The organism is Stenotrophomonas sp. (assembly GCF_032066555.1).
Taxonomy (GTDB): Bacteria; Pseudomonadota; Gammaproteobacteria; order Xanthomonadales; family Xanthomonadaceae; genus Stenotrophomonas.
This window is the reverse complement of sequence record NZ_DAMBKV010000001.1, coordinates 23356-46591: the sequence shown is the minus strand read 5'-3', so window position 1 is coordinate 46591 and position 23236 is coordinate 23356. Positions and strand designations below refer to the sequence as shown.

Annotated in this window: 19 protein-coding genes; 7 read left to right on the top strand and 12 right to left on the bottom strand. The window is 64.7% G+C overall.

Going from position 1 to position 23236, the window contains the following annotated elements:
• Nucleotides 1–55: 55 nt before the first annotated feature.
• The 6 genes from RT131_RS00195 to creB all read right to left on the bottom strand — a co-directional run bounded on the left by RT131_RS00195 (nt 56) and on the right by creB (nt 6308).
• Complete coding sequence (locus RT131_RS00195) at nt 56–940, bottom strand: carbon-nitrogen hydrolase family protein (protein ID WP_313169227.1); 885 nt, start codon at nt 938–940, stop codon at nt 56–58.
• The gene (locus RT131_RS00190; RefSeq protein ID WP_313169225.1) at nt 937–1542 is read right to left on the bottom strand and encodes a GNAT family N-acetyltransferase; all 606 of its coding nucleotides are present in this window, start codon (nt 1540–1542) and stop codon (nt 937–939) included. Before RT131_RS00190 ends, RT131_RS00195 begins: the two co-directional genes overlap by 4 nt.
• A 744-nt stretch (nt 1543–2286) precedes the next feature.
• Entirely contained in the window at nt 2287–2670 is a 384-nt protein-coding gene (locus tag RT131_RS00185; protein ID WP_313169223.1) for a hypothetical protein, read from the bottom strand.
• 67 nt (nt 2671–2737) lie between these two features.
• Nucleotides 2738–4084 carry a cell envelope integrity protein CreD gene (gene creD, locus RT131_RS00180; protein ID WP_313169222.1) on the bottom strand — a complete coding sequence of 449 codons (1347 nt, stop codon included), beginning with the start codon at nt 4082–4084 and terminating at the stop codon, nt 2738–2740.
• A gap of 82 nt (nt 4085–4166) precedes the next feature.
• Entirely contained in the window at nt 4167–5603 is a 1437-nt protein-coding gene (gene creC, locus RT131_RS00175; RefSeq protein ID WP_313169221.1) for a two-component system sensor histidine kinase CreC, read from the bottom strand.
• Between the two features lie 3 nt (nt 5604–5606).
• The gene (gene creB, locus RT131_RS00170; protein ID WP_313169220.1) at nt 5607–6308 is read right to left on the bottom strand and encodes a two-component system response regulator CreB; all 702 of its coding nucleotides are present in this window, start codon (nt 6306–6308) and stop codon (nt 5607–5609) included.
• A gap of 164 nt (nt 6309–6472) precedes the next feature.
• Here creB and rlmJ point away from each other — a divergent pair, with 164 nt between their 5' ends.
• The 4 genes from rlmJ to RT131_RS00150 all read left to right on the top strand — a co-directional run bounded on the left by rlmJ (nt 6473) and on the right by RT131_RS00150 (nt 12419).
• Nucleotides 6473–7330, top strand: a complete 858-nt coding sequence (gene rlmJ / locus RT131_RS00165) for a 23S rRNA (adenine(2030)-N(6))-methyltransferase RlmJ (RefSeq protein WP_313169218.1) — start codon at nt 6473–6475, stop codon at nt 7328–7330.
• 96 nt (nt 7331–7426) lie between these two features.
• Nucleotides 7427–7972 (top strand): GNAT family N-acetyltransferase, encoded by a 546-nt coding sequence (locus tag RT131_RS00160; protein ID WP_313169217.1) that lies wholly within the window; start codon nt 7427–7429, stop codon nt 7970–7972.
• A 137-nt stretch (nt 7973–8109) separates the two neighbouring features.
• On the top strand, nt 8110–11700 hold the full coding sequence (gene mfd, locus RT131_RS00155; RefSeq protein ID WP_313169215.1) for a transcription-repair coupling factor: 3591 nt from the start codon (nt 8110–8112) through the stop codon (nt 11698–11700).
• A 98-nt stretch (nt 11701–11798) separates the two neighbouring features.
• Nucleotides 11799–12419 (top strand): HD domain-containing phosphohydrolase, encoded by a 621-nt coding sequence (locus RT131_RS00150; protein WP_313169213.1) that lies wholly within the window; start codon nt 11799–11801, stop codon nt 12417–12419.
• 10 nt (nt 12420–12429) lie between these two features.
• Here the strand turns inward: RT131_RS00150 and cls are convergent, their stop codons facing one another.
• Nucleotides 12430–13926 carry a cardiolipin synthase gene (cls, locus tag RT131_RS00145; RefSeq protein ID WP_313169211.1) on the bottom strand — a complete coding sequence of 499 codons (1497 nt, stop codon included), beginning with the start codon at nt 13924–13926 and terminating at the stop codon, nt 12430–12432.
• Between the two features lie 213 nt (nt 13927–14139).
• On the opposite strand from cls, the gene RT131_RS00140 reads away from it, so the two are divergent.
• Nucleotides 14140–14421: a hypothetical protein gene (locus RT131_RS00140; RefSeq protein ID WP_313169209.1), complete on the top strand. Its 282-nt coding sequence runs from the start codon at nt 14140–14142 to the stop codon at nt 14419–14421.
• A gap of 18 nt (nt 14422–14439) precedes the next feature.
• On the opposite strand, the gene RT131_RS00135 is transcribed toward RT131_RS00140, so the two are convergent.
• The 4 genes from RT131_RS00135 to ffh are packed head-to-tail and all read right to left on the bottom strand — an operon-like array spanning nt 14440 to nt 18189.
• A complete protein-coding gene (locus RT131_RS00135) occupies nt 14440–15234 on the bottom strand; it encodes an aminotransferase class IV (protein WP_313169207.1) in 795 nt (264 codons plus the stop codon).
• Nucleotides 15231–16304, bottom strand: coding sequence for a nitronate monooxygenase (locus RT131_RS00130; RefSeq protein ID WP_313169205.1), 1074 nt, complete (start codon nt 16302–16304; stop codon nt 15231–15233). Before RT131_RS00130 ends, RT131_RS00135 begins: the two co-directional genes overlap by 4 nt.
• Nucleotides 16305–16336: 32 nt before the next feature.
• Nucleotides 16337–16771, bottom strand: coding sequence for a hypothetical protein (locus tag RT131_RS00125; RefSeq protein WP_313169204.1), 435 nt, complete (start codon nt 16769–16771; stop codon nt 16337–16339).
• Nucleotides 16772–16809: 38 nt separating this feature from the next.
• Complete coding sequence (gene ffh / locus RT131_RS00120) at nt 16810–18189, bottom strand: signal recognition particle protein (RefSeq protein WP_313169202.1); 1380 nt, start codon at nt 18187–18189, stop codon at nt 16810–16812.
• 110 nt (nt 18190–18299) lie between these two features.
• Between ffh and ccsA the strand changes: the two genes are divergently transcribed.
• The gene (gene ccsA, locus RT131_RS00115; protein ID WP_313169200.1) at nt 18300–19094 is read left to right on the top strand and encodes a cytochrome c biogenesis protein CcsA; all 795 of its coding nucleotides are present in this window, start codon (nt 18300–18302) and stop codon (nt 19092–19094) included.
• 277 nt (nt 19095–19371) lie between these two features.
• Here ccsA and radA read toward each other — a convergent pair whose 3' ends face one another.
• Complete coding sequence (gene radA / locus RT131_RS00110) at nt 19372–20754, bottom strand: DNA repair protein RadA (RefSeq protein ID WP_313169198.1); 1383 nt, start codon at nt 20752–20754, stop codon at nt 19372–19374.
• A gap of 131 nt (nt 20755–20885) precedes the next feature.
• Between radA and RT131_RS00105 the strand changes: the two genes are divergently transcribed.
• Entirely contained in the window at nt 20886–22946 is a 2061-nt protein-coding gene (locus RT131_RS00105; RefSeq protein ID WP_313169196.1) for an EAL domain-containing protein, read from the top strand.
• The last annotated feature ends 290 nt before the right edge of the window (nt 22947–23236 follow it).

Here is a 23236-nt window from a genome sequence, read left to right as displayed (position 1 = left end):
CCGTTGGCCCCGTCGAGTCGGCCAATGGTCATGGTTTGCCGACAGCCGTCGCGATTCAGTCCACGCAGGTGACCACCGCATGCGCCAGCGCAGGCTGCAGCTGGCTTTGCCAATCACGGTCATTGGCCACCTGGGCACGCTTGCGGCTGGCCTCAAAGGCGGCGAAGTCGAGATCGGCATAAGCCCAAAGCTGTTGCCCATCAGTCTGTGCCAGCACGCCATCTGACGGGAACCCCACATCCATAGGTGCATAGATCGCGGCCTCGCCAGTATTCGTATCCAACGCTGGACTCCATTCGGCCAGCCCGGCAGTAACCGACTGCGCCACGAACATGCGGTTTTCAAGCGCACGGGCCAGGCAACCGATGCGCACGCGCATCGCACCGGCGGCGGTATCGGTACAGCTGGGTACGATCAACAAACGCGCCCCCGCCTCGTACTGGCGCCGTACCGGCAACGGAAATTCGCTGTCGTAACAGATGGCCACGCCGATGCGAATGCCGTCAATCTCGAAGACTTTCAGTACATCGCCGGGATCGATGATGCCCGTGTTCTTCTCGAAACCGGTCAGCTGCAGCTTGTCCTGCCACAGGTGCAGTCCTTGCGGTGTCAGCCAGTCGCAGCGGTTGCGGAACCGACCATTGCCGCCATCAAGCAGGAAACTGCCGGCCACCACGTGCATGTCCAGTTCCCGCGCCAGGCCGGAAAACAGTTCCAGCCAGCGCTGGCGGTACTGCTGGATGGCAACCAGCGAAGCGCACAGGTCGCTGAAGATCGGGCGACCAAAACTCGCCGCCAGTTCCAGCGACAGGTATTCCGGCAATACCGCGATACGCGCACCGGCGGCGGCCGCCTCACCCAGCACCAGCGCCTGGCGCGCCGCGAATTCTTCAAAGCTGGCGGGCGAGCCCACCGGATAACGAGAAACGGCGATCCTCATGCGACGGGCTCCAGGTTGCGGGTCCAGAATGTCAGAGGATGCATGACGCTGCCCTGCCCTGCCTCCTCCCACTGCAACTGCATGGTCATGCCCGGCTGACGCTGGTAACCGCGCTTATGCCAGAACATTGCATTGTCGCGATGCCCGGGCGGCCGACGCGGGTCGTCGTCGGCCCGATCCACTGCACAGAACGCGGTCAGCGTGAAGCGGTCCAGCGCACGCGCATGCGCCTCGCGTGCATCGAAGAACGCATGACCGATGCCTTGCCCGCGATACGCAGGCAGCAGCACGGATTCGCCGAAATAGAAGATCCCAGCAGGATCGATACCCGCCTGCTCGAACGGCGCGCGGAAAGCCGGACCATCATCGAGCAGTGGCAATCCGGTCGACGCCCCCACAACCGCGTCGCCGGAGCGTGCAATTACGCACACCGCATCCGGTGTCGCCGCGTAGGCCGCGAGGTAGTCACGCTCGTAGTCGAGGCTGCCCTGGTAGAGATAGGGCCAATCATTGAACACCTGGATACGCAGCCGCGCGATGTCGTCAAGATAAGGCAGCAGTTGCTGGCCAAGCAGGCTGGTGATGGTGGGAGTTGAGTGCATGCGGGGATTCTAGAGCTAACGGTGGGAAGACGAGCCTCTTCAGCTTGTTCCTCGTGGCGCCCCCTCTCCCCAACCCCTCTCCCGCGAGGGGAGAGGGGCTTCAAGCTGCAATTGCATTTATCGCGTCTTTGGCCGCCGCAGTAGGCAACTGAGGAGCCTTATCCGCCAAAGGGGCCGCGGCGGTGACTGCAGGCTCAAGTCTCTGCTCCGGCTTTGGTTGCGGTTGCGGTTGCTCGTGCTTTTGTTCTTGCCCTCAGCTTTTGACGTACCGGGCCCCTTCCGCAGCGACGGAGCTGGCAGCCAAGACCCCGCACGGGGCGACGTGCAGGACGCACGTCGTTCTTCGACGGTACAAGGATGTATCGTCGAAAAATCCTGCCAGCGGAGTGGACCCGCGTCGCGCAGCGGCGTGGGCGCGGAGGCAGGGTGTGTTTCTCTTGGTTATCTTCTCTTTGCACAAGCAAAGAGAAGTAACTCGCTCCCCGCAGGGGAGTGAATGCTGTTGCTGTCGCCTAGGCCTTTCATAAAAAGAGAGCAACAGCAAAATCCAAAGCCCCCCATCCGCCCTCCGGGCACCTTCCCCGCAAGCGGGAGAAGGGAGTGTCATGCAGCTCGGTGCATGTCTTCGGCCCGCCTTCGCGGGGATGCGCTTCGAATACCGCGCTTTTCGACTGCACGCCCATGGATTTCTGCTGAAAATCGGAGAACCGCAATATCACGCAACCCACCAAGCAACCACTCCACTCACTCCCACCACCCATATACCACCAAACGCTCCACAGGCAGCACCACAAACCATGCCCGTCCATCCAATGCCACCGCCGAATAGCCAGCCCCATGACCGGATGGCAACACCTCGGCAGCAAACGAAGCCCCCTCCGCCGCAAACGCCGAATACACCCAATCCCCTGACTCGAAGTACCGCAGCCCCTTGCGCCGGATCGCCAACGCCGTCGACAACGACAAGCGCAGCGCTACCATCCCCTGCGCCTGCCCACCAGCAAACATACTGCCAAGCAACGCCCGCTCCACCTGCCCCGGCGCCAAGCCGAAGTGCAACAAGCCGCAGGTCTCGATACCTGCCGGTAACAAGCGCTTCGCACGGCGATGGATCAATGCACGATTCATGTCATTCCTCCCTGCGAAAGAGGCGGGATGGCCAACGCCACCCCGCCCCGTCATCGCAACTGCCAGATCAGGCCTGCTTGCTCACCGCACGATTGCTCAGCTCGTACCAATCGACCTTGCGGGTGATCCACATGATCGCGGCGAGGATGCCGAACAACAGCAGCGACCCCATCAGCAACGCGTTGTTCTCCGAAACCAGCAGCACGTACAGCACGCCGTACAACATCGTCAGCATCGTCGCGAAACCGACACCACGCTTCCAGCTGTGCAGCACTCCGCTCAGATAGAAGCCTTGCAGGCCGATACACGCCGCCGCCGCGATCAGATAGGCCTGCCAGAACGCAATCTGCTCGGACAGGCTCAGCAGCAACAGGAAGAAGATCGCCAATGCCAGGCCAACCAGCAGGTACTGCAGCGGATGGATCTTCAACTGCTTGATCAGCTCGAACAGCGCGAAACCAACGAAGGTCAGCAGCACGAACAGGATGCCGTACTTGCTGGCCCGGTCCACCTGCGTATAGGTATCCACCGGGTCCACCAAAGCCACGTTCAATGACTCCACGCTGCCGCCGTCGCTACGTATCGCCCTGACCAGCTGCGACTGCGCCGCCGAGGCCAGCGAAGACACCGCCCACTCTGCCTTGAAGCCACTGGTATCGATGCTGCGCTCGTTGGGCAGGAAGCTGCCACCGAACAGCGGGTGCTGCCAGGTTGACGACAGCGAGACGCGGGTGTCATCGCCGACCGGCGCAACCGCCAGCGAACGCGTGCCGCCCAGCACGAACTCCAGCTCGACCTTGCCACCCTCGCGCAGCACGCCCTGCATCGAATCCGGCAATACCGACAGCGGCGCATGCAGGCCCTTGGAGGTTCCTTCCAATACGCCAGCGCCGGGCTGCAACTGGATCGCACGGCCGTCGACGCGCAGGTTCGGCGTGCCTACCAGACCGCGCACATCGGACACGCCCAAGGCCAGATAGGGACGGCCGTAGCTGCGCCCCGGCACCGCCACATAGCTGCTTTCGGCGAACTCGGCCTGCAGTTTGGCCTGCCAGTTGTAGACCGGCACCTTGAACAGGCCGACGGTGCGCTCGTCGGTGCGCATAGTGCCCTGCACATTCAAGCGCGTCGGCATCTGCAGGTCGTAGCCGCTCTCGACGCGCATTTCAGTCCTGCGCGGATTGTTGCCCTCGGCCGGAATCTCGACTTCGCGCTGCTGGGTCCACGGCAGCACCCGCACCGGGCCGATCAGCGACTGCTCGCCAGCCCAGCTCTGCGATACTCGTTCGACCGCCTCGTCGCGGTAACGCTCACGCTCATTGATGGTGCTGCGGATCAGCAGCAGGGGAATCAGCAGCAACAACACCAGCCCGCCGACAATGGCGAAGCGCAACAGCAGTTTCAGGGAAGTCATGTCCCGTCCTCGTGTGGAAACAGGGACAGGTTGAATGCGGCCGGTGAGCAGGGTTTGTGCCGAGTTTGAAGCGAATGTGAAGTCAGCCGGCCGGCAGCAGCAGGCGCGCTTCGGCGCCACCTTCGGGATGGTTGCCCAGCTGCGCGACGCCGCCATGCAGGCGCGCCACCTCGGCCACGAATGGAAGGCCCAGGCCGGAACTGCGTTGTCCCGTACCCGGCCGCGCCAGCGAATAGAAGCGCTCGAACACCCGCTCCTGCGCGTATCCCGGCACACCGGGGCCGTTGTCGCGCACGGCGATGCGCCAGTTCTGTTGCTGGTGTTGCACACTCAGCACGATGCGGCCACCCGGCGCGGAGAACGCGATCGCGTTGTCCAGCAGGTTCGAAAGCGCCTGCCGCAGCAGGAAGGTATCGCCCAGCACCGCTGCGCGCTCCGGCAGTTCCACATCCAGTTCGATCTGCCCCGCCTGCAGACGTGGCGCCGCATCCTCGGCCAACGCGCGACAGACCGCGACCAGATCCACCTCGGTACGCCGCTGCAGCCAGCCGTGCTGTTCAACTTCGGCCAGCCGCAGCAACTGGTCGATGGTTTCGGTCAGGCGCCGTTCCTGCTGCACGATGTTGGCAGCAAAACGCTGCCGGTCTGCTTCCGGCAAGGGCTCCTGCAGGAGTTCGGCAGCGCCACGTATCGCCGCCAGCGGACTCTTCATTTCGTGGGTCAGCGACTGCACGTACTGCTCGACATAGGCCTTGCCTTCGAGCTTGCGGCGCATCGTTTCCAGCGCCTGGCCGAGGTCGCCGATCTCGTCGCGTCGCCGCTTCGGCGGTGGCACCGGCTCACCGGCGCTCACCGCCTTGGCATAACGATTCAGTCCGCTGATACCGCGCGACAACCACCAGGTCATCAACAGACCGATCAGTGCCGACAACCCGATCAACCAGGCACCGCGCGCAATGATGGCGCGCTGGCTGGCAACGATGAAAGGATCGATGGTGTCGTTGGGCTGCGACAGGGTCAGTACGCCGATCAGCGTGCGGCCATCGGCCGGGTCGTACATCGGCGCGGCCACGTGCATGACGGTGTTGGTTTCGTCGCCCGGAATCTCCGGACTGGAGCGTGCGCCGTACTCGCCGCGCAGGGTCCTGTAGACATCATTCCAGCGCGAGTTGTCGCGGCCCACGTCCTGCCCGCGCGAGTCATAGACCACGATGCCCTGCGCATTGGTCACCGTCACCCGGTAATCGATGCTGCGCTTGGGGAACCGCCACACCATCGCCTTGGGATCGCGGCGCTGGGCGGTGGCCAGGCGCGCGGCGAAGTCACCATCGCCGATATGGCCGGCCCTCAGATCCGGCGCAGCCATGACCGCCAGCACATTGGCCGCGTCCACCAGGGTGGACTCCATCGCCTGGCGCACGCCGGGCTTCACTTCGTTGACGAACACACGCATCACGAAGAACGCGGCGATGCCGACAATCAGGAAGAACCCCAGGAACAGCTTCAGCCCGATCCGCATCGGTCAGACATCCAGGGCGTAGCCGACGCCGCGATGGGTGCGGATCGGTTCGCCCTGCGCGCCGGCCGCACGCAGCTTCGCGCGCAGGGTTTTGACGTGGGTATCGACGGTACGGTCGGTGCTGTCGCTGGCGTGGTCCCAGCCACGCTCCATCAACTGCGACCGGCTCAGGATCGCCCCGGGCCGCTGCAGCAGTGCCGCCAGCAAGGCGTATTCGTAGCGGGTCAGGTCCAGCAGCGCCTCGTCGTAGCGGATACGGCGGCCGTCGTGGTCAATCGCGAACCGCCCCAGCTGCTTCCAGCCACCCTCCTCCGCTGCAACTGGCGCAGCAGGCGCGGTCCGGCGCAGTCGCGCGCGCACCCGGGCCACCATCTCGCGCGGCGAGAACGGCTTGGTCACATAGTCGTCGGCCCCCAGCTCCAGCCCCAACACACGGTCGAACTCGTCGTTACGGGCGGTCAGGAAAATTACCGGCACCTGGCTGAAAGTGCGCAGTTCACGGCAGACCTCGAAACCGCCCAGGTCGGGCAGGCCGACGTCCAGCACCACCACATCGGCGCCATGCTGGCGCAGCAAGGCCAGTGCTTCGCGGCCCAGCGTGCAGTGACTGGCGGCATAGCCTTCGCTGCGCAGCGCATAAAGAAGGGTGTCGGCGATGGCGGCCTCGTCTTCGACGACGAGTACCCGGGCAGGTTGGCTGGACATTGCATCAGCATAGCTGGCCCTGCTGCAGACGCCAGCGGCCGGCAGCAATCGGCACGCCGTGGAAACAGCCGGATCGGCCCTCGGCACCGCTGCGCACACAGGCGCCCAGCCGGTTCCCTCCAATGAAAACGCCCACACCACGCCGCAAGCCGTAAACTTCGCCGATGAATTATCGCCACGCCTTCCACGCCGGCAACCACGCCGACGTCCTCAAGCACATCGTCATGCTGGCGATGATCGACGCGCTCAAGCGCAAAGACTCGCCCTTCTTCGTCCTGGACACGCATGCCGGCCGCGGCCGTTACCTGCTGTCCGCCGAGGAAAGCCGCAAAACCGCCGAAATCGATGAAGGCGTGCTGCGGCTGATGGCCGCCCCGGCCTTGCCGGAAGTGGTCGAGCAGTACCTGCGTGCCGTCCAGGCCGACAACCCGGTCGGCGCCCTGATCTCCTACCCTGGTTCGCCGCTGCTGGCCGCGCGCGCCCTGCGCGAACAGGACCGCATGGCCGCCTGCGAGCTGCAGAAGGACGAGGTCACCGCGCTCAAGGAACTGTTCGCGCACGACCGGCGGGTACAGGTGCATGCAGGCAATGGCTACGAAGCCATCCGCGCCTTCCTGCCACCGAAGAGCGGCGCCATCAAGATCGGCCGGGCGTTGGTGCTGATCGACCCACCCTATGAGGTGCAGGATGCCGAGTACCCGCTGATCATCTCAACCTTGCGTGAGATCCTGACCCGAATGCCGCAGGCGCAATGCGCGGTCTGGTACCCGATCAAGCAGCGTCGTACCCTGCAACCGTTTTTCCGCAAGGCGGCCGCGCTGCCGGCCAAGTCCATCCTGGTCACCGAGCTGATGGTGAGGTCCGATGACTCCCCCCTGCGTCTGAATGGTAGCGGGATGCTGTTGCTGAACCCGCCCTGGCAGTTCGAGCAGGTGCTGGCCCCGGCCCTGCCCGTGCTGAAGCAGCATCTGGGAGAAACCGGCGCCTCAACCCGGCTGGAGTGGCTGAAGACGCCCGAGTGACGGGCATCGCCGCCAAACTGCAGCCGCTTTGGACCGCGTTCACAGAACGTAGCAGCCACGGTGACAGAATCAGGCGACTTTGGAGGAAACGTAGTCATGGCCACTCGCAACCGCATGCCCCCGTGGCATGAAAATTTCAAGGCACCCAGCGGCCGAGAGCTGCTGATACGACCTATCCGCCCTGAAGACGGTGCACCACTGCAAGGCGCGTTTGCCCTGTTCGGGCCGGAAGAAGTGCGCGACAAGTTCCTGCAGTCGGTCGAATCATTGTCTGATGAGACTGCGCAACGCTTGACCCATCCCAATCCAAAAACCGAGATCGCATTGGTGGCAGCCGAACCACTGCCACCGGGCGAGGCACTGGTGGGAGCAGTGGCCCGGGCGTCCATCATTCCCGGCACCCGTGACGCTGAATACGCAATCCTGGTGAGCCGCTTCCTGGCCGGCCAAGGTCTCGGCCGGCAATTGATGCGCAAACTGGTCAAATGGGCGCGTGGCAAATATCTTGATCGCCTGTACGGCGACATCGCCCAGGACAATGAGCCGATGCTGCAACTGGCCGCTTCGCTGGGCTTCAAGCAGGTGCCTCACCCAGCGGCTGCCCCGGGACTGGTACGCATGGTGCTGGAACTGGCGACCTGAGCAGCGGTTCCAGACCTCATCTCCCGACAGGCGCCGGCAAGGCGCCTGTCGCTTTTCGGGCCAGTGCGCCGCCCGGCGTCGCAAATCGGACCTGCCCGGCAGGGCGACAGGGGCGCATCTGGTAAAATTTGCGGTCCATGTCGCCTATCACCTACCCCATTCCGCCGCTGCCCCGTTCGGGCCAGCTCCGCGCCTGGTGGCGCGCCCCGGCTTCCAGCAGCGCCCTGGCCTGGCATGTCGCCTGCGCGGCGCAGGCCCACGCCAAGCCGCTGCTGCTGATCACCCGCGATAACCAGAGCGCGCATCAGCTGGTGGCCGACCTGCAGACCCTGCTGGGCGCGGACAGCCAGCTGCCGGTAGTGCCGTTCCCCGACTGGGAAACCTTGCCCTACGACCAGTTCAGCCCGCACCCGGACATCATTTCGCAGCGTCTGGCCGCATTGCACCGCCTGCCGACGCTGAAGCAAGGCATCGTCGTGGTGCCGGTGCAGACGCTGCTGCAGCGTTTGGCGCCGCTGAGCTATATCGTCGGTGGCAGCTTCGACCTGAAGGTTGGCCAGCGCCTGGACATGGATGCGGAGAAGCGTCGCCTGGAAAGCGCCGGTTACCGCAATGTCGCCCAGGTCATGGATCCCGGTGATTTCGCCGTGCGCGGCGGCCTGCTTGATGTCTATCCAATGGGCGCCGATGCGCCATTGCGCATCGAGCTGCTGGACGAGGATATCGACTCCATCCGCGAGTTCGACCCGGAATCGCAGCGTTCGCTGGACAAGGTGACGGCAGTGAAGATGCTGCCCGGCCGCGAAGTGCCTATGGATGAGGCCAGCCTCAACAAGGTACTCGCATCGCTGCGCGAACGCTTCGACGTGGATACCCGGCGCAGTCCGCTGTACCAGGACCTGAAGGCCGGCCTGCTGCCCTCGGGCATCGAATACATGCTGCCGCTGTTCTTCAACCAGACCGCGACCTTGTTCGACTACCTGCCGGACGGTTTCATGACCGTTCTCGGCAGCGGCGTCAGCGAAGCCTCCGATGCGTTCTGGCTGCAGACCAACAGCCGCTACGAACAACGTCGCCACGATATCGAGCGACCGCTGTTGCCGCCTGACGAAATCTACCAGTCGCCGGACAAGCTGCGCGAGCAGTTCAACAAACTGCCGCGCGTGGAAGTGTGCGCGGCCGATCATCCGCGCGCCGCCGAAGCGCAGCCGCTGGGTGACCAGCCACTGCCGCCGTTGCCGGTCGCTGCCAAGGATGCACCGGCGGGGCAGGCATTGAAGTCCTTCATAGAGCACTACCCGGGTCGGGTGCTGATCGCGGCGGATTCGCCGGGACGGCGCGAGGCCTTGTTGGAAGTGCTGCAGGCGGCGGAGCTGCGGCCTGAGGTTGTGCCCAGCTTCAACGACTTCCTCCCTTTCCCCATCGGGGGAAGGTGGCCTGAAGGGTCGGATAGGGGTAAGGCTGCTAGCCAAAGCCAGACAGCTGGTGGGCTTACGCCCCCTACCCTCTCCCCAACCCCTCTCCCGAAGGGAGAGGGGCTTAGTCGCTTCGCCATTACCGTTGCGCCGCTGGATGACGGCTTTGCGCTCAGCGAGCCGGCCCTGGCCGTGCTCACCGAACGCCAGCTGTTCCCGGAGCGCGCCGGTCAGCCGCGGCGTACGCGTCGTGCCGGACGTGAGCCCGAGTCCATCATCCGCGACCTGGGCGAACTGACCGAAGGCGCGCCCATCGTTCATGAAGACCACGGCGTCGGCCGCTACCGCGGTTTGATAGCGATGGATGTCGGCGGCATGCCCGGCGAATTCCTCGAGATCGAATACGCCAAGGGCGACCGCCTGTATGTGCCGGTCGCGCAGCTGCACCTGATCAGCCGTTATTCCGGCGCGTCGCCGGAAACCGCGCCGCTGCACTCGCTGGGCGGCGAGCAATGGGCCAAGGCCAAGCGCAAGGCCGCCGAGAAGGTCCGCGACGTGGCGGCCGAACTGCTGGAGATCCAGGCGCGTCGCCGCGCCCGCGCCGGGCTGGCGCTGGATATCGACCGCGCCATGTACGAACCCTTCGCGGCCGGCTTCCCGTTCGAGGAAACCCCCGACCAGCAGGCCGCGATCGAAGCCACCCTGCGTGACCTGCAGTCCAGCCAGCCGATGGACCGCGTGGTCTGCGGCGACGTCGGCTTCGGCAAGACCGAAGTCGCCGTGCGTGCGGCCTTTGCCGCGGCCAGCGGTGGCAAGCAGGTGGCCGTGCTGGTGCCGACCACGCTGTTGGCCGAGCAGCACTACCGCAACTTCCGCGACCGTTTCGCCGATTACCCGCTGCGCGTGGAAGTGCTGTCGCGCTTCAAGACCAGCAAGGAAATCAAGGCCGAGCTCGACAAGGTGGCCGAAGGCACCATCGATGTGATCATCGGCACGCACCGCCTGTTGCAGCCGGATGTGAAGTTCAAGGACCTGGGCCTGGTCATCGTCGACGAAGAGCAGCGCTTTGGCGTGCGCCAGAAAGAAGCGTTGAAGGCCATGCGCGCCAACGTGCACCTGCTGACCCTGACCGCCACGCCGATCCCGCGTACCTTGAACATGGCGATGGCCGGGCTGCGTGATCTGTCGATCATCGCCACGCCGCCGCCGAACCGACTGGCGGTGAAGACCTTTGTCACCGCCTGGGACAATGCGCAGCTGCGCGAGGCGTTCCAGCGTGAACTGTCACGTGGCGGCCAGCTGTATTTCCTGCACAACGATGTGGAAAGCATGGGGCGGATGCAGCGCGAGCTGTCCGAACTGGTGCCCGAGGCACGCATCGGCATGGCCCATGGGCAGATGCCGGAGCGCGAGCTGGAACGGGTGATGCTGGATTTCCAGAAACAGCGCTTCAACGTGCTGCTGGCCAGCACCATCATCGAATCGGGCATCGACATCCCCAACGCCAACACCATCATCATCAACCGCGCCGACCGCTTCGGTCTTGCGCAGTTGCATCAGCTGCGTGGTCGCGTTGGTCGTTCGCATCACCGTGCGTACGCCTACCTGCTGGTGCCGGACAAGCGCTCCATCACCCCGGACGCGCAGAAGCGCCTGGATGCCATCGCCTCGATGGACGAGCTGGGCGCGGGCTTCACCCTGGCCACCCACGATCTGGAGATCCGCGGTGCAGGCGAGCTGCTCGGCGAAGACCAGAGCGGGCAGATGGCCGAGATCGGCTTCAGCCTCTACACCGAGCTGCTGGAGCGCGCGGTGCGTTCGATCAAGTCGGGCAAGCTGCCGGACCTGGATGCGGGCGAAGAAGCACGCGGTGCCGATGTCGAACTGCATGTGCCGGCGCTGATCCCGGAAGACTATCTGCCCGACGTGCACACCCGTCTTACCTTGTACAAGCGCATCAGCTCGGCGCGTGACAACGAGCGCCTGCGCGAGCTGCAAGTGGAGATGATCGATCGCTTTGGCCTGTTGCCGGATCCGGTCAAGCATCTGTTCGCCATCGCCGAGCTCAAGTTGCAGGCCAACGAACTGGGCATCCGCAAGCTGGAGCTTGGCGAAAACGGTGGCCGCATCGTGTTCGACAGCAAGCCCAATATCGATCCGATGGTGGTGATCCAGCTGATCCAGAAACAGCCCAAGCTCTACCAGATGGATGGCCCGGACAAATTGCGTATCAAACATCCGTTGCCGGAAAGTGCCGACCGTTTCAACGCCGCACGCGCCTTGCTGACCACACTACGCCCCGCAAACAGCTGAATAAATCAATTGGTAAAGATTGCGTGACGATGAAAGGGCGTTGAAAATAACGCCCCCTCTCTTACGCTCGCAGCCGCCCCCCACGCGGCTCCGTCATCATGTTGACCATCACCACGCCCGTGGGTCTGTCGCATCCACCGGATGACAGCTCCTGCGCCATCGATGTATTGGCAGCCGCGCTGGACCAGCGCGACAGCTATACCGACCATCACTGCGATCGCGTGTCGCAACTTGCCCAGGCCATGGGCCGCCGCTGCGACCTGTCCGAGGAGCGCATCGGCCATCTGGTGCTTGCCGCACGATTCCACGATGTCGGCAAGATCGGCATCCGTGACGACGTACTGTTGCATCCGGGCAAACTGGACGAAGACAAGATATCGGTCATGCGCACCCATCCCGAGCGCGGTGCACGCCTGTTCGCCGCCACCGGCCGCAGTGACGCCAAGGCTGTTGCCAAACTGATTCGACACCACCACGAAGCCTGGGATGGCAGCGGCTATCCGCACGGTCTGCAGGGCGAAGACATTCCGCTTGAGTCACGCATCCTGACCATCGTCGATGGCTTCGATGCGATGACTTCACAGCGCCCGTATCGCGGCCCGATGCCGATGCAGCGCGCCATCGAGATCCTGGCCAACGACCGCGGACGACTGATCGACCGGCGCCTGTTCGGCGAGTTCATGGGCCTGCTGCGCGGCGATAGCGCACCGGCCGCTTGATCCAGGCCAATCACAACACCGGCGACATCATCGCCACGGCGTTGTGCACCAAGCGCGTGGCCAGCGGCCACGCCATCACCTGCGACAACAGCACCGGTTCGGATACCGACAGATAGCCTTGCTGCCGCTGCACGATGCTGGAGGTAACTGCACTGTCGGCAATCAGCAGATTGTTCTCGAAGTTCAGCTCCAGACTGCGCCGGTCCATGTTGGCCGAGCCGATCAAGGCGATCTCCCCGTCGATGGTCAGTGACTTGGCGTGCAGCAGGCCCAGCGGATACTCGTGGACCTCCACGCCACACTGCAGAAGATCGGCATAGGTGCTGCGACTGCTCTGCCCCACCAGCCAGGAATCATTGTGCCTGGGGAAGATCACCCTTGTGCGCACGCCCCGTCGTGGTGCCGCGCAGATCGCGCGCAGCAGTGCTTCGTCCGGCACGAAGTACGGCGTACTGATGATCAGCTCATGGCGCGCGGCATAGATGCAGGCCACGAACATATCGGTCATCGCGTTGTGGCGGGTAACCGGGCCGGTTTCAAACGCCATGGCCAGACAGCCATCGTCGAACTGCGGTTGCATCGTCGCTGCTGCGAAAGCATCCAGCCCCTGCTCTCCGGTTTCCGGGATCCAGCCACTGAGAAACAAACGCTGTATCTGCGCCACCACCGGGCCTTGGCAACGCAGCAGCAGGTCTATCCACGGTGCATAGCGCGGTTTGACCCGGAACTCCGGGTCGGCGCAGTTCTGGCTGCCGCAATAGGCGATGCAGTTGTCGATGATCACGATCTTGCGGTGATCGCGCAGGTCCATGCGGCTGAAGGCCACATGCTGCACCCGGGTCAGATCATCCAGGGTGCGCACCAGCTTGACCCCGGCCTGCTGCAGCTGCGACCAGCGGGGGCTGCCACTGAAGGCCCGCGAGCCCAACGCATCCACCATCACCCTGCAGGCCACACCGCGCCTGGCAGCCGCCGCTACCGCCTCGGCAACGCGGCCACCGGCACCATCATCCAGCCAGATGTAGAAGGCGATATGCACGCTCTGCTGCGCTTGACTGATGTCCTGCACCAGTTGATCCATGGCTGCACGGCAATCCTCCGTGGGCGCGTTCGCTAGCGACTGGGCAGCACCCAGCAGCACGATCCGGTTGCCCGGCTGTGGCACAAAGCCATTGATCGATTGCGCCAGCACAAACAAGGATGCAGCCTTGCCATCGATTGCCGCAGCGGCGGTGTCGTGCAGATCGTCCGCCGCTTGCAGCATAAGAACGGTCTGCCGCAGGCGGCGCGCGCGCGCTCGTCCAATGCTGGTTTCGCCCAATAGCAGATAGGCGAACATGCCCAGCAATGGCGCCAGCATGATCACCGCCACCCACGCCGCACGCGACGCCGGTGCACGGTTGGGCCGGGTCAGCGCGCGCGCGGCCACCAGCAAATGCGCGGTGAAAACCAGCACGCTCACTACCCATTGAATGGGAGCCTGCGGCCAGCCCAGTTCAAATACCATGCTGCTCCTCCCAACGCTGATGACGGAACAAGGCAGATCAATAGCACGCTGTTCGTGTGGCTGGAATCAGCACGCTTCCCTTTCCAGCCAACGGCAGATGAACCGAGCATCGCGACAAACACCGTCGCCCGCTATTTTTCACCTATCGCAAAGGCCTGGCGGCGCCTGCTATGCCGGCAGACAGCCGGATGGTCCGGCTTGGAGGAGAGCGTGATGCGCGTGTCCCGATCAGCACAAACGATACTGGCAGCAGTTTTACTCATTGGCGGCTATTCATTGGCACTGGCCGCACCACCCGCTGACACCACCTTGCCAAGCTATACAGAGCTGGACAAAGACAAGGATGGAATCGTCACCCTGTCCGAAATCGATGTCTATCCGCCGGGTGTTGCTGCGCGACTGCAGCACTGCGACAGCAACAAGGATCACAAGCTGAGCCAACGGGAATACGCGCAATGCACGGCCAGCACCCACCCACATACCCCAGCCAAATAGTCCAGCCCACCCAATCCGTCAGAGCGGCAGCCAGGGCGTCTGCGCCAATGCGGATTGCAGGCGAACCAACAGCACTTCGGACTGTTCCAGCCGCTGTTCACCGATTGCGGCCAATGGCCAGATACCGGTGGCATTGAATGCCACCGCGCCATTGCACCGGGCCAGCGTCGGCACGTGCACGTCGGCGTGATGCTGCAACTGACCAAGCGCGGCCAAGCCATCCATCAGCAGGCGCTCGGTGCTGCCACGCAGCGCCGACGCCTGTGGCCAGCACACCTGGGTGCCGTCCCAGAACGCCAGGTTCCAGGTCGTGCCTTCGCTGATGCGGCCTTGCGCATCGACAAACAAGGCGTCATCGAATCCGCGTTGCAACGCCTGCCTGCGCAACTGGAACAGCGGGAAGGTTCCCACGTGCTTGATATGCGCCAACTCGCGTTGATACGGCAGCGGCAGCACTGAACGCGCAATCGCTGGAATCGATGCCGGCGCGGCGATGGCCACCAACACATCCACCGGCACTGCACGCAGCGGCTGGCGGAAATCGAACTGCCGCGAGAACACCGTGATCCGCACCGACGCATCCGCCGCATCGAGCTGCTGCAAGGCCTGCCGCAACCATGCCACGACCTGCACGCAATCCAGTTCAACCCCAAACAGCTCGCGCGTACCCTGTTGCAGCCGCTGCAGGTGCAGCGCCCAACCCTGCACCGCGCCAGAGCGCACCTGCAGCGAGGTGAAGTGACCGTAATTGACCAACGCCGCACTCAAGGCGCCGGCATCGGCCAGTTGCCCGTTGCAGAACAGCACCGTCACGGCAACGCCTGCGCCTGCGCCCACATCGCGCGGAGGATCCCTGCCGCCGGTGCGCGCTTGGCCAGCCATGCCGACTGCCCTGCCCAGGCCTGCATCGCGTCGAGCCGGTTGGCGGCACTGGCCTGCTTGCGCATGCCGGCGGTCAGTCCGCGCTGCACCGGATAGGGACGTGGCACTGGCGCGTCGGCCGCCTCGGCAGCGCGCACATAAGCGGTATCGAGGGCGCGTCCAAGTCGGCCACTGAAGGCCCGCGTCGCGCGCGTGGCTTCGGGCTCGGCAACAGCCAGCGCCTGTTTCCACGCCGCAGGAATATCGGATTCATCGGCGGCCAGGAATGCCGTACCCACCTGCACCGCGCTGGCCCCCAGCATCAGGGCGGCCGCGACACCGCGACCATCGGCAATGCCGCCAGCAGCGATCACCGGCACGCTCAGGTGATCGACCAGGCGCGGCAGCAAGGCAAACAGACCGACCATCTGCCGCTCGGCGAGCGCTGGGTCAAACGCACCACGATGACCGCCCGCCTCCAGGCCCTGCGCAACCACTGCATCGGCACCGGCGGCCTGCGCCTGCAGTGCTTCACTCAAGGTGGTCGCGCAGGCGAACCAGGCAATGCCGGCAGCCTGCAGTCGTGCCACCTGTGCGGCAGAAAACACGCCCATGATGGTTGATGCCACCGCGGGTCGGGCGGCAATCAGCGCATCGAACTGGGCATCAAAATCGGCAGGACCGGCATCGCCGGCGTCCGCCGCGACCTGCGGTCCCCATTGCGCAAGAAATTCGCGCGTCGCCGTTTCGGCGGCAGGGTCACGCAGCGGAGCAGGATCCGGCACCCATAGATTGACCTGCGCCGGCCCCTGCGACTGCTGGCCAAACGCCTGCATCCATTGGCTGATCTGTTCCGGCGTGGACAGCACCGCGCCCATCGCGCCCATGCTGCCGGCATTGGCAAGCGCTGCAGACAGTGGCACCGGGCAGGCGCCGGCCATCGGCGCCAGCAGGATGGGAAGTTCAAGACCGAAGCGCTGGCAGAACGCTTCGGTCCGGGTGGAGATGAGGGCGTTGTGCATGGCGGTGATCATACCGCCGATGCCCGCACTGCTCAGCGCAGCGAAAGCGCGTAGGAACGCACCAACTGGCTGTCCATCTCATCGTTGAACGTGAAGTTCACGTACTGCGCATCATCGGCAGCGAAATCCACGTCCACCCGTGAGCGGCCGATCTCGGCACCGGATTCGTCCAGTGCACGCGCCAGGAACGCGCCCTTGTACGGCTTGGTCGCCACCACATACACCGACGCATCCTTGGAGCCCATGCCGCGGCTCTTGCCCAAGGTCACGGTCATGCCGTTGCTGACCACTTCCGGGGCGACGTCGAGCTTGAGCGACATGCGCTTGTCGACGCCTTCGCCCAGACCGGCAACGAAGTCGGTGGCAGTGCCGCTGATCGCACTGCCCGCCTTCTGTGACAGCGAGCGATCCTCACCGCAGGCGCTCAGCGCCAGCACCGCCAAAACCAGATACATCCTGTTCTTCATGCACCACTCCCTGTTCAACCGGTTGGAATCAAACGTTATCAACGGAACGGCAGGCCGCCCTTGCCACCCATGGCACCGAGCATGCCCTTCATGTTGCGCATCATGCCCTTCATGCCGCCACCGGCAAGCTTGCCCATCATCTTTTCCATCTGCATGTACTGCTTCATCAGCTTGTTGACGTCGGCCGGCTGGGTGCCGGAGCCACGCGCGATGCGGGCACGACGCGAACCATTGAGCAGGCCCGGGTTGCGGCGCTCCTTCTTGGTCATCGAGCCGATGATGGCGATCATGCGCGGCACTTCCTTGCTCTGGCTGACCTGCGCCTTGAGGTGCTCGGGAATCTGCCCCAGGCCCGGCAGCTTGTCCATCAGGCCGCCGATGCCGCCCATGTTCTGCATCTGCTCCAGCTGGTCGCGCATGTCGTTCAGGTCGAACTTCTTGCCCTTGGCGACCTTCTCGGCCAGCTTCTGAGCCTTGTCCTTGTCGACCTGCTGCTCGACCTGCTCCACCAGCGACAGTACGTCGCCCATGTCGAGGATGCGGCTGGCCACACGTTCCGGATGGAACACGTCCAGGCCGTCGACCTTTTCACCGGTACCGGTGAACTTGATCGGCTTGCCGGTGATGTAGCGCACGCTCAGCGCGGCACCGCCACGGGCGTCACCGTCGGTCTTGGTCAGCACCACGCCGGTCAGCGGCAGCGCCTCGCCAAAGGCCTTGGCGGTGTTGGCGGCGTCCTGGCCGGTCATGGCATCGACCACGAACAGGGTTTCGGCCGGGTTGACCGCCGCGTGCAGGGCCTTGATCTCGGCCATCATCGCTTCGTCGATGGCCAGGCGGCCGGCGGTATCGACCAACAGCACGTCGGCGAACGACTTGCGCGCGTCTTCGATGGCGGCACGGACGATGTCCACCGGCTTCTGGTCCGGGGCGGACGGGAAGAACAGTACGCCGACCTGTTCGGCCAGGGTCTTCAACTGCTCGATGGCGGCCGGACGGTAAACGTCGGCGGACACCACCATCACCTTCTTCTTGCGCTTTTCCTTCAGGTGCTTGGCCAGCTTGCCGACCGTGGTGGTCTTGCCCGCACCCTGCAGGCCCGCCATCAGGATGATGGCCGGCGCCGGCACATTGAGGTTCAGGTCGGTGGCCTGGGCGCCCATGACAGCGGTCAGCTCATCGCGCACCACCTTGATCAGGGCCTGGCCCGGGGTCAGCGACTTGAGCACCTCCTGGCCAACCGCGCGGACCTTGATCTTCTCGATCAGGGCCTGCACCACCGGCAGGGCCACATCGGCCTCCAGCAGGGCGATGCGCACCTCGCGGGTGGCCTCGCGGATGTTTTCTTCAGTCAGGCGGCCGCGCCCACGCAGGCGCTCGATGGTGCCGGAAAGGCGCTGGGTCAGTGACTCGAACATGCGACGGAACCTGCGGAAATCGTGGAAACAGAGGCGGTAAGTATAGCGGCCAGCCGCCGCCACCGCCGGTTCACGTCGCCAGCGACGGGCCTGTATGCGAAACTGCAGCGATGACAATCGTTCTCATCGCCACCGCCCTCTATCTGGTGTCCACCGCCCTGCTGGTCCGCGGGCTGGCCGGCGAACGCAGCCCACCGCCCCGCAACTGGCTGCTGCCCACCATCGGTGCGGTGCTGCTGCATGCCGGTTACCACCTGATGGTGGCGATGAACACCGCGGGGGGGCCGGACATGCACTTCTTCGCAGCCCTGTCGCTGGTGGGCCTGGGCATGGCGGCATTGACCTCCGTGGTGGGTGCACGCGGGCGGATGTCGGCCTTGGGCGTGGTTGTGTTTCCGATGGCGGCGATCCTGCTGCTGGCCTACCACGGCTACGGCCATGAACCGAGCAAGCTGCTGGGCTGGCGTCTGGCCACCCACGCCTGGCTGGCACTGCTGGCCTACGCCACCCTGAGCGTGGCGGCCTTGCTGGCGATCATGTTGTGGTTGCAGGAGCGGGCGCTGCGCCGCCGCGACTTCCGCCCCTGGCTGCGTGCCCTGCCACCGCTGGCCGACCTTGAAACCCTGCTGTTCCGCACGATCACGGTGGGCTTCTGCCTGCTGACCCTGACCCTGCTGACCGGCGTGTTGTTCGTCGACAACCTGCTGGCGCAGAAGCTGGTGCACAAGACCGTGCTCAGCGTGCTGTCGTGGATCGTCTTCGGCACCTTGCTGATCGGCCGCCGCCGTTATGGCTGGCGCGGCAGCAAGGCCGTGCACTGGACGCTGACCGCGATGGCGCTGCTGTTGCTGGCCTTCTTCGGCAGCCAGTTCGTGATCGAACTGATCCTCGGCCGCGGCCGATAAGCGGTAGGCGGTAGGCGGTAGTGCCGAGCCATGCTCGGCAGGGGCCTTCCCGGCAATGCATCAGCCCACCGCCATCTTGTAGGAGCGGTGCAAGCCGCGAAGCTGGCTGCAATGAAACGCCGGCTATGCCTGCAATCTGATCGACTATCAGCTTCGCGGCTTACGCCGCTCCTACGGGCTGGGTCTTTGATAAGGCCCCTGCCGAGCATGGCTCGGCACTACGCTGGGCATTCCCGGGAAAGCCTCTGCCGAGCATGGCTCGGCACTACAGCCGCCCTCACTCCATCGCCGCTTCCAGCGCCTGCGACAGACGCTCCACTGCGATCACTTCCATACCCTTCACCGTGCCGGCCTTGGGCGCATTGGCCTTGGGCACGATGGCGCGCTTGAAGCCATGCGTCGCCGCTTCGCGCAGGCGATCCTCGCCATTGGGCACCGGGCGGATCTCGCCGGACAAACCCACTTCGCCAAAGGCAATGGTCTTCTCAGCCAGCGGCCGGTCCTGCAGCGAGGACAACACCGCCAGCAGCACCGGTAGATCGACGGCGGTTTCCTGCACGCGGATACCACCAACCACATTGACGAACACGTCCTGGTCGCCGACCAGCACGCCGCCATGACGGTGCAGCACCGCCAGCAGCATTGCCAAGCGGTTCTGTTCCAGACCCACCGCCACCCGCCGCGGGTTGGACAACGGCGAGGAATCCACCAGCGCCTGCACCTCCACCAGCAACGGGCGCGTGCCTTCACGGGTGACCATCACGCAGCTGCCGGGCTGGCGGGTACTGCCGCCGGACAGGAAGATCGCCGAGGGATTGGGTACTTCCTTCAGGCCCTTTTCGCCCATCGCGAACACGCCGAGTTCGTTGACCGCGCCGAAGCGGTTCTTGAAGGCGCGCAGGATGCGGAAGCGGCTACCGCTTTCACCTTCGAAATACAGAACCGCATCCACCATGTGCTCGAGCACGCGCGGGCCGGCAATGCCGCCCTCCTTGGTGACATGACCCACCAGGAATACGGCGGTGCCGGTCTCCTTGGCGAAGCGCACCAGCCGCGCCGCGCTCTCACGCACCTGGCTGACCGAACCCGGCGCGGCCGTCAGCGCCTCGGTCCACAAGGTCTGCACCGAGTCGGCGACGATCAGCTTGGGCCGCGCCTTCACCGCGTGCTGCAGGATGTTCTCGACACCGGTCTCGGACAGTGCGTTGATGCCCTCCAGTGGCAGGTCCAGGCGCACCGCCCGGCCGGCCACCTGCGACAGCGACTCTTCACCGGTGACGTACAGCACCGGCAAGGCGCTGGCCATCTTCGCCACCGCCTGCAATAGCAGGGTGGACTTGCCGATGCCCGGATCACCGCCGACCAGCACCACCGCACCTTCCACCAAACCACCGCCCAGCACCCGGTCGAACTCGCTGATGCCGGTGGAAACCCGCAGATGCTCGGTCTGCTGCACATCCTTCAAGGCGGTGATCTTGGGCGCCTCGACCTTGCCGGCCCAGCCACTGCGGCGTGCCGCCGGCGCCTTTGCCGCGGCGGCGGTCTCCAGCACGATCTCGCTCAGCACGTTCCATACACCACATTCGGTGCACTGGCCCTGCCACTTGCTGTACTCGGCGCCACATTCGCTGCAGACGTATGCGCTGCGGGTCTTGGCCATGAACATTCCTATCTGCGTCAGCGCCGCAGGATAGCCCACCGATGTCGCAAACGCTGCGACGGCTAAAGTCCCCGCCACTGCTGCCGCTAGGTAAGCGGGGCTTTGCTCCGTCACGATGTTCAGGAATCCGCATGATCGGCAGTTACAACCAGGGCCTCGTCGTCGTCTCGTTGTTGGTGGCAATACTTGCTTCCTACACCGCATTGGACATGTCCGCGCGCGTGGCCAGCAGCCAAAGTCGACGGGCGGCACGCATCTGGCTGATAGGCGGCGCAGCGGCGATGGGGCTGGGCATCTGGTCGATGCATTTCATCGGCATGCTCGCCTTCAAGCTGCCGATCCCCGTCGGCTACGACCTTTTCCTCACCACCTGCTCGCTGGCGGCCTCCGTTGGCGCATCGATGTACGCGCTCTGGCTGGTCTCCCGCCAGCGCCTGCCGCTCAGCCGCCTGCTGGCCGGCGCGGTGCTGATGGGCCTGGGCATCGCGGCCATGCACTACATCGGCATGGCCGCGATGCAGATGCAACCCGGCATCGACTATGACCCGGCGTGGTTCACCCTTTCGATCCTGATCGCCATTGGCGCCTCGGCGGCGGCACTGTGGATCGCACAACGCCTGCGCCATGAACAGCCGCGCCTGATGCCGATGCGCCTGCTCGCATCGTTGGTGATGGGTGTGGCCATCGTCGGCATGCACTACACCGGCATGGCCGCCGCGCGCTTCCCTGCCGACGCGATCTGCGGGGCCATCAGCGACGGCGGGCTGGATACACATCTGCTCGCCGGCCTGGTCATCGTCACCACCATCGCCACTCTGGCGGTCGCGCTGCTGGCCTCGGTCTTCGACGGACAGATGCGGCTGCGTACCGGCATACTGGCCCACTCGCTGGCCAACGCCAATGAAAAGCTGGTGCAGGCCGCGCTGCACGACCCGCTGACCCAACTGCCCAACCGGGTACTGCTGCAGGACCGCATCGAACGGGCGATCGAGAAGGCCAATCGCCGCGAGTTCGGCCTTGCCCTGATGTTCTGCGACCTGGACGGTTTCAAGAACGTCAACGATGCCTACGGCCACCAGCTCGGCGACCGCCTGCTGGTGCAGTTCAGCAAAAAAATCAGCGCTTTGTTGCGCAGCCAGGACACCTTCGCCCGCCTCGGCGGCGATGAATTCGTCATCGTGATGGCCATTGATTCACCCGACGACGCAGCCCTGATGGCCGAGCAGATCAGTGCCGCCATCAGCGCGCCGTTCCTGATCGACAATGCCGAGCTGCTGGTCAGCACCAGCATCGGCATCGCGCTGTACCCGGAGGACGCCAGCAACGAGCGCGAGTTGATGATGCATGCCGATGCGGCGATGTATCACGTCAAGCACAGTGGGCGAAACGGCCACGCGTTCTTCACTTCGACCATGCAGGCCGGCACCCGCCAGCGCCTGCGCCTGCTGCAGGACCTGCGTCACGCAACCGCGCGCAATGAGCTGGTGCTGCATTACCAGCCCAAGTTCCCGGCCGGCGGCAGCCGCGCCAACGGTGCTGAAGCGCTGCTGCGCTGGAACCATCCAGAGCTCGGCATGCTGTCGCCCGATGTATTCATTCCCGTTGCCGAGCGCAGCGGCTTGATCATCCAGATCGGCGAGTGGGTGCTGGACGCGGCCTGCGCGCAGCTGCGTGCCTGGCATGACGCCGGCAACACCGATTGGTCGATGGCGGTGAACCTGTCTCCCCTGCAGTTCGCCTCGCCGACGCTGGTGGAAACCGTGCGCTGCGCGCTGGAACGCCATGCGCTGGACCCGCGCCAGCTGACCCTGGAAGTGACTGAAAGCACGGCGATGAAGGACGTGGACGCCAGCCTGCAGATGCTGGAAGCGCTGACCGCGATGGGCGTACGCATCGCCATCGACGACTTCGGCACCGGTTACTCCAGCCTGCTCTATCTCAAGCGCATGCCGGCCACCGAGCTGAAGATCGACCGCGCCTTCGTCCGCGACCTGGAGCACAACAGCGAGGATGCGGCCATCGTCTCCTCGATCATCGCACTGGGCCGCACGCTGCAGCTGCAGGTGGTCGCCGAAGGCGTGGAAACCGAAGCGCAGCGCAATTTCCTGGGCGAACTTGGCTGCGATGTATTGCAGGGCTATCACCTCGGCCGGCCAATGGCGGCCGCCGATTTCGCAAGCCGCAACAGCTGAAGCCAGACCGCAGGCGTAAGCCGCGAAGCTGGCAACGCCTGAAAAGCCCAAAAGCCAACCCCTCCCCAGCCCTCCCCTTGGCTTCGCCAAAGGGAGGGAGCAACGGCGTAGTGCCGAGCCATGCTCGGCAGGGGCTTCGCCAACAATGCCGGCCAGCTTTGTGGGAGCGGCGTAAGCCGCGAAGCTGGCAACGCCTGAAAAGCCCAAAAGCCACCCCCCTCCCCAGCCCTCCCCCTGGCTTCGCCAAAGGGAGGGAGCAACGGCGTAGTGCCGAGCCATGCTCGGCAGGG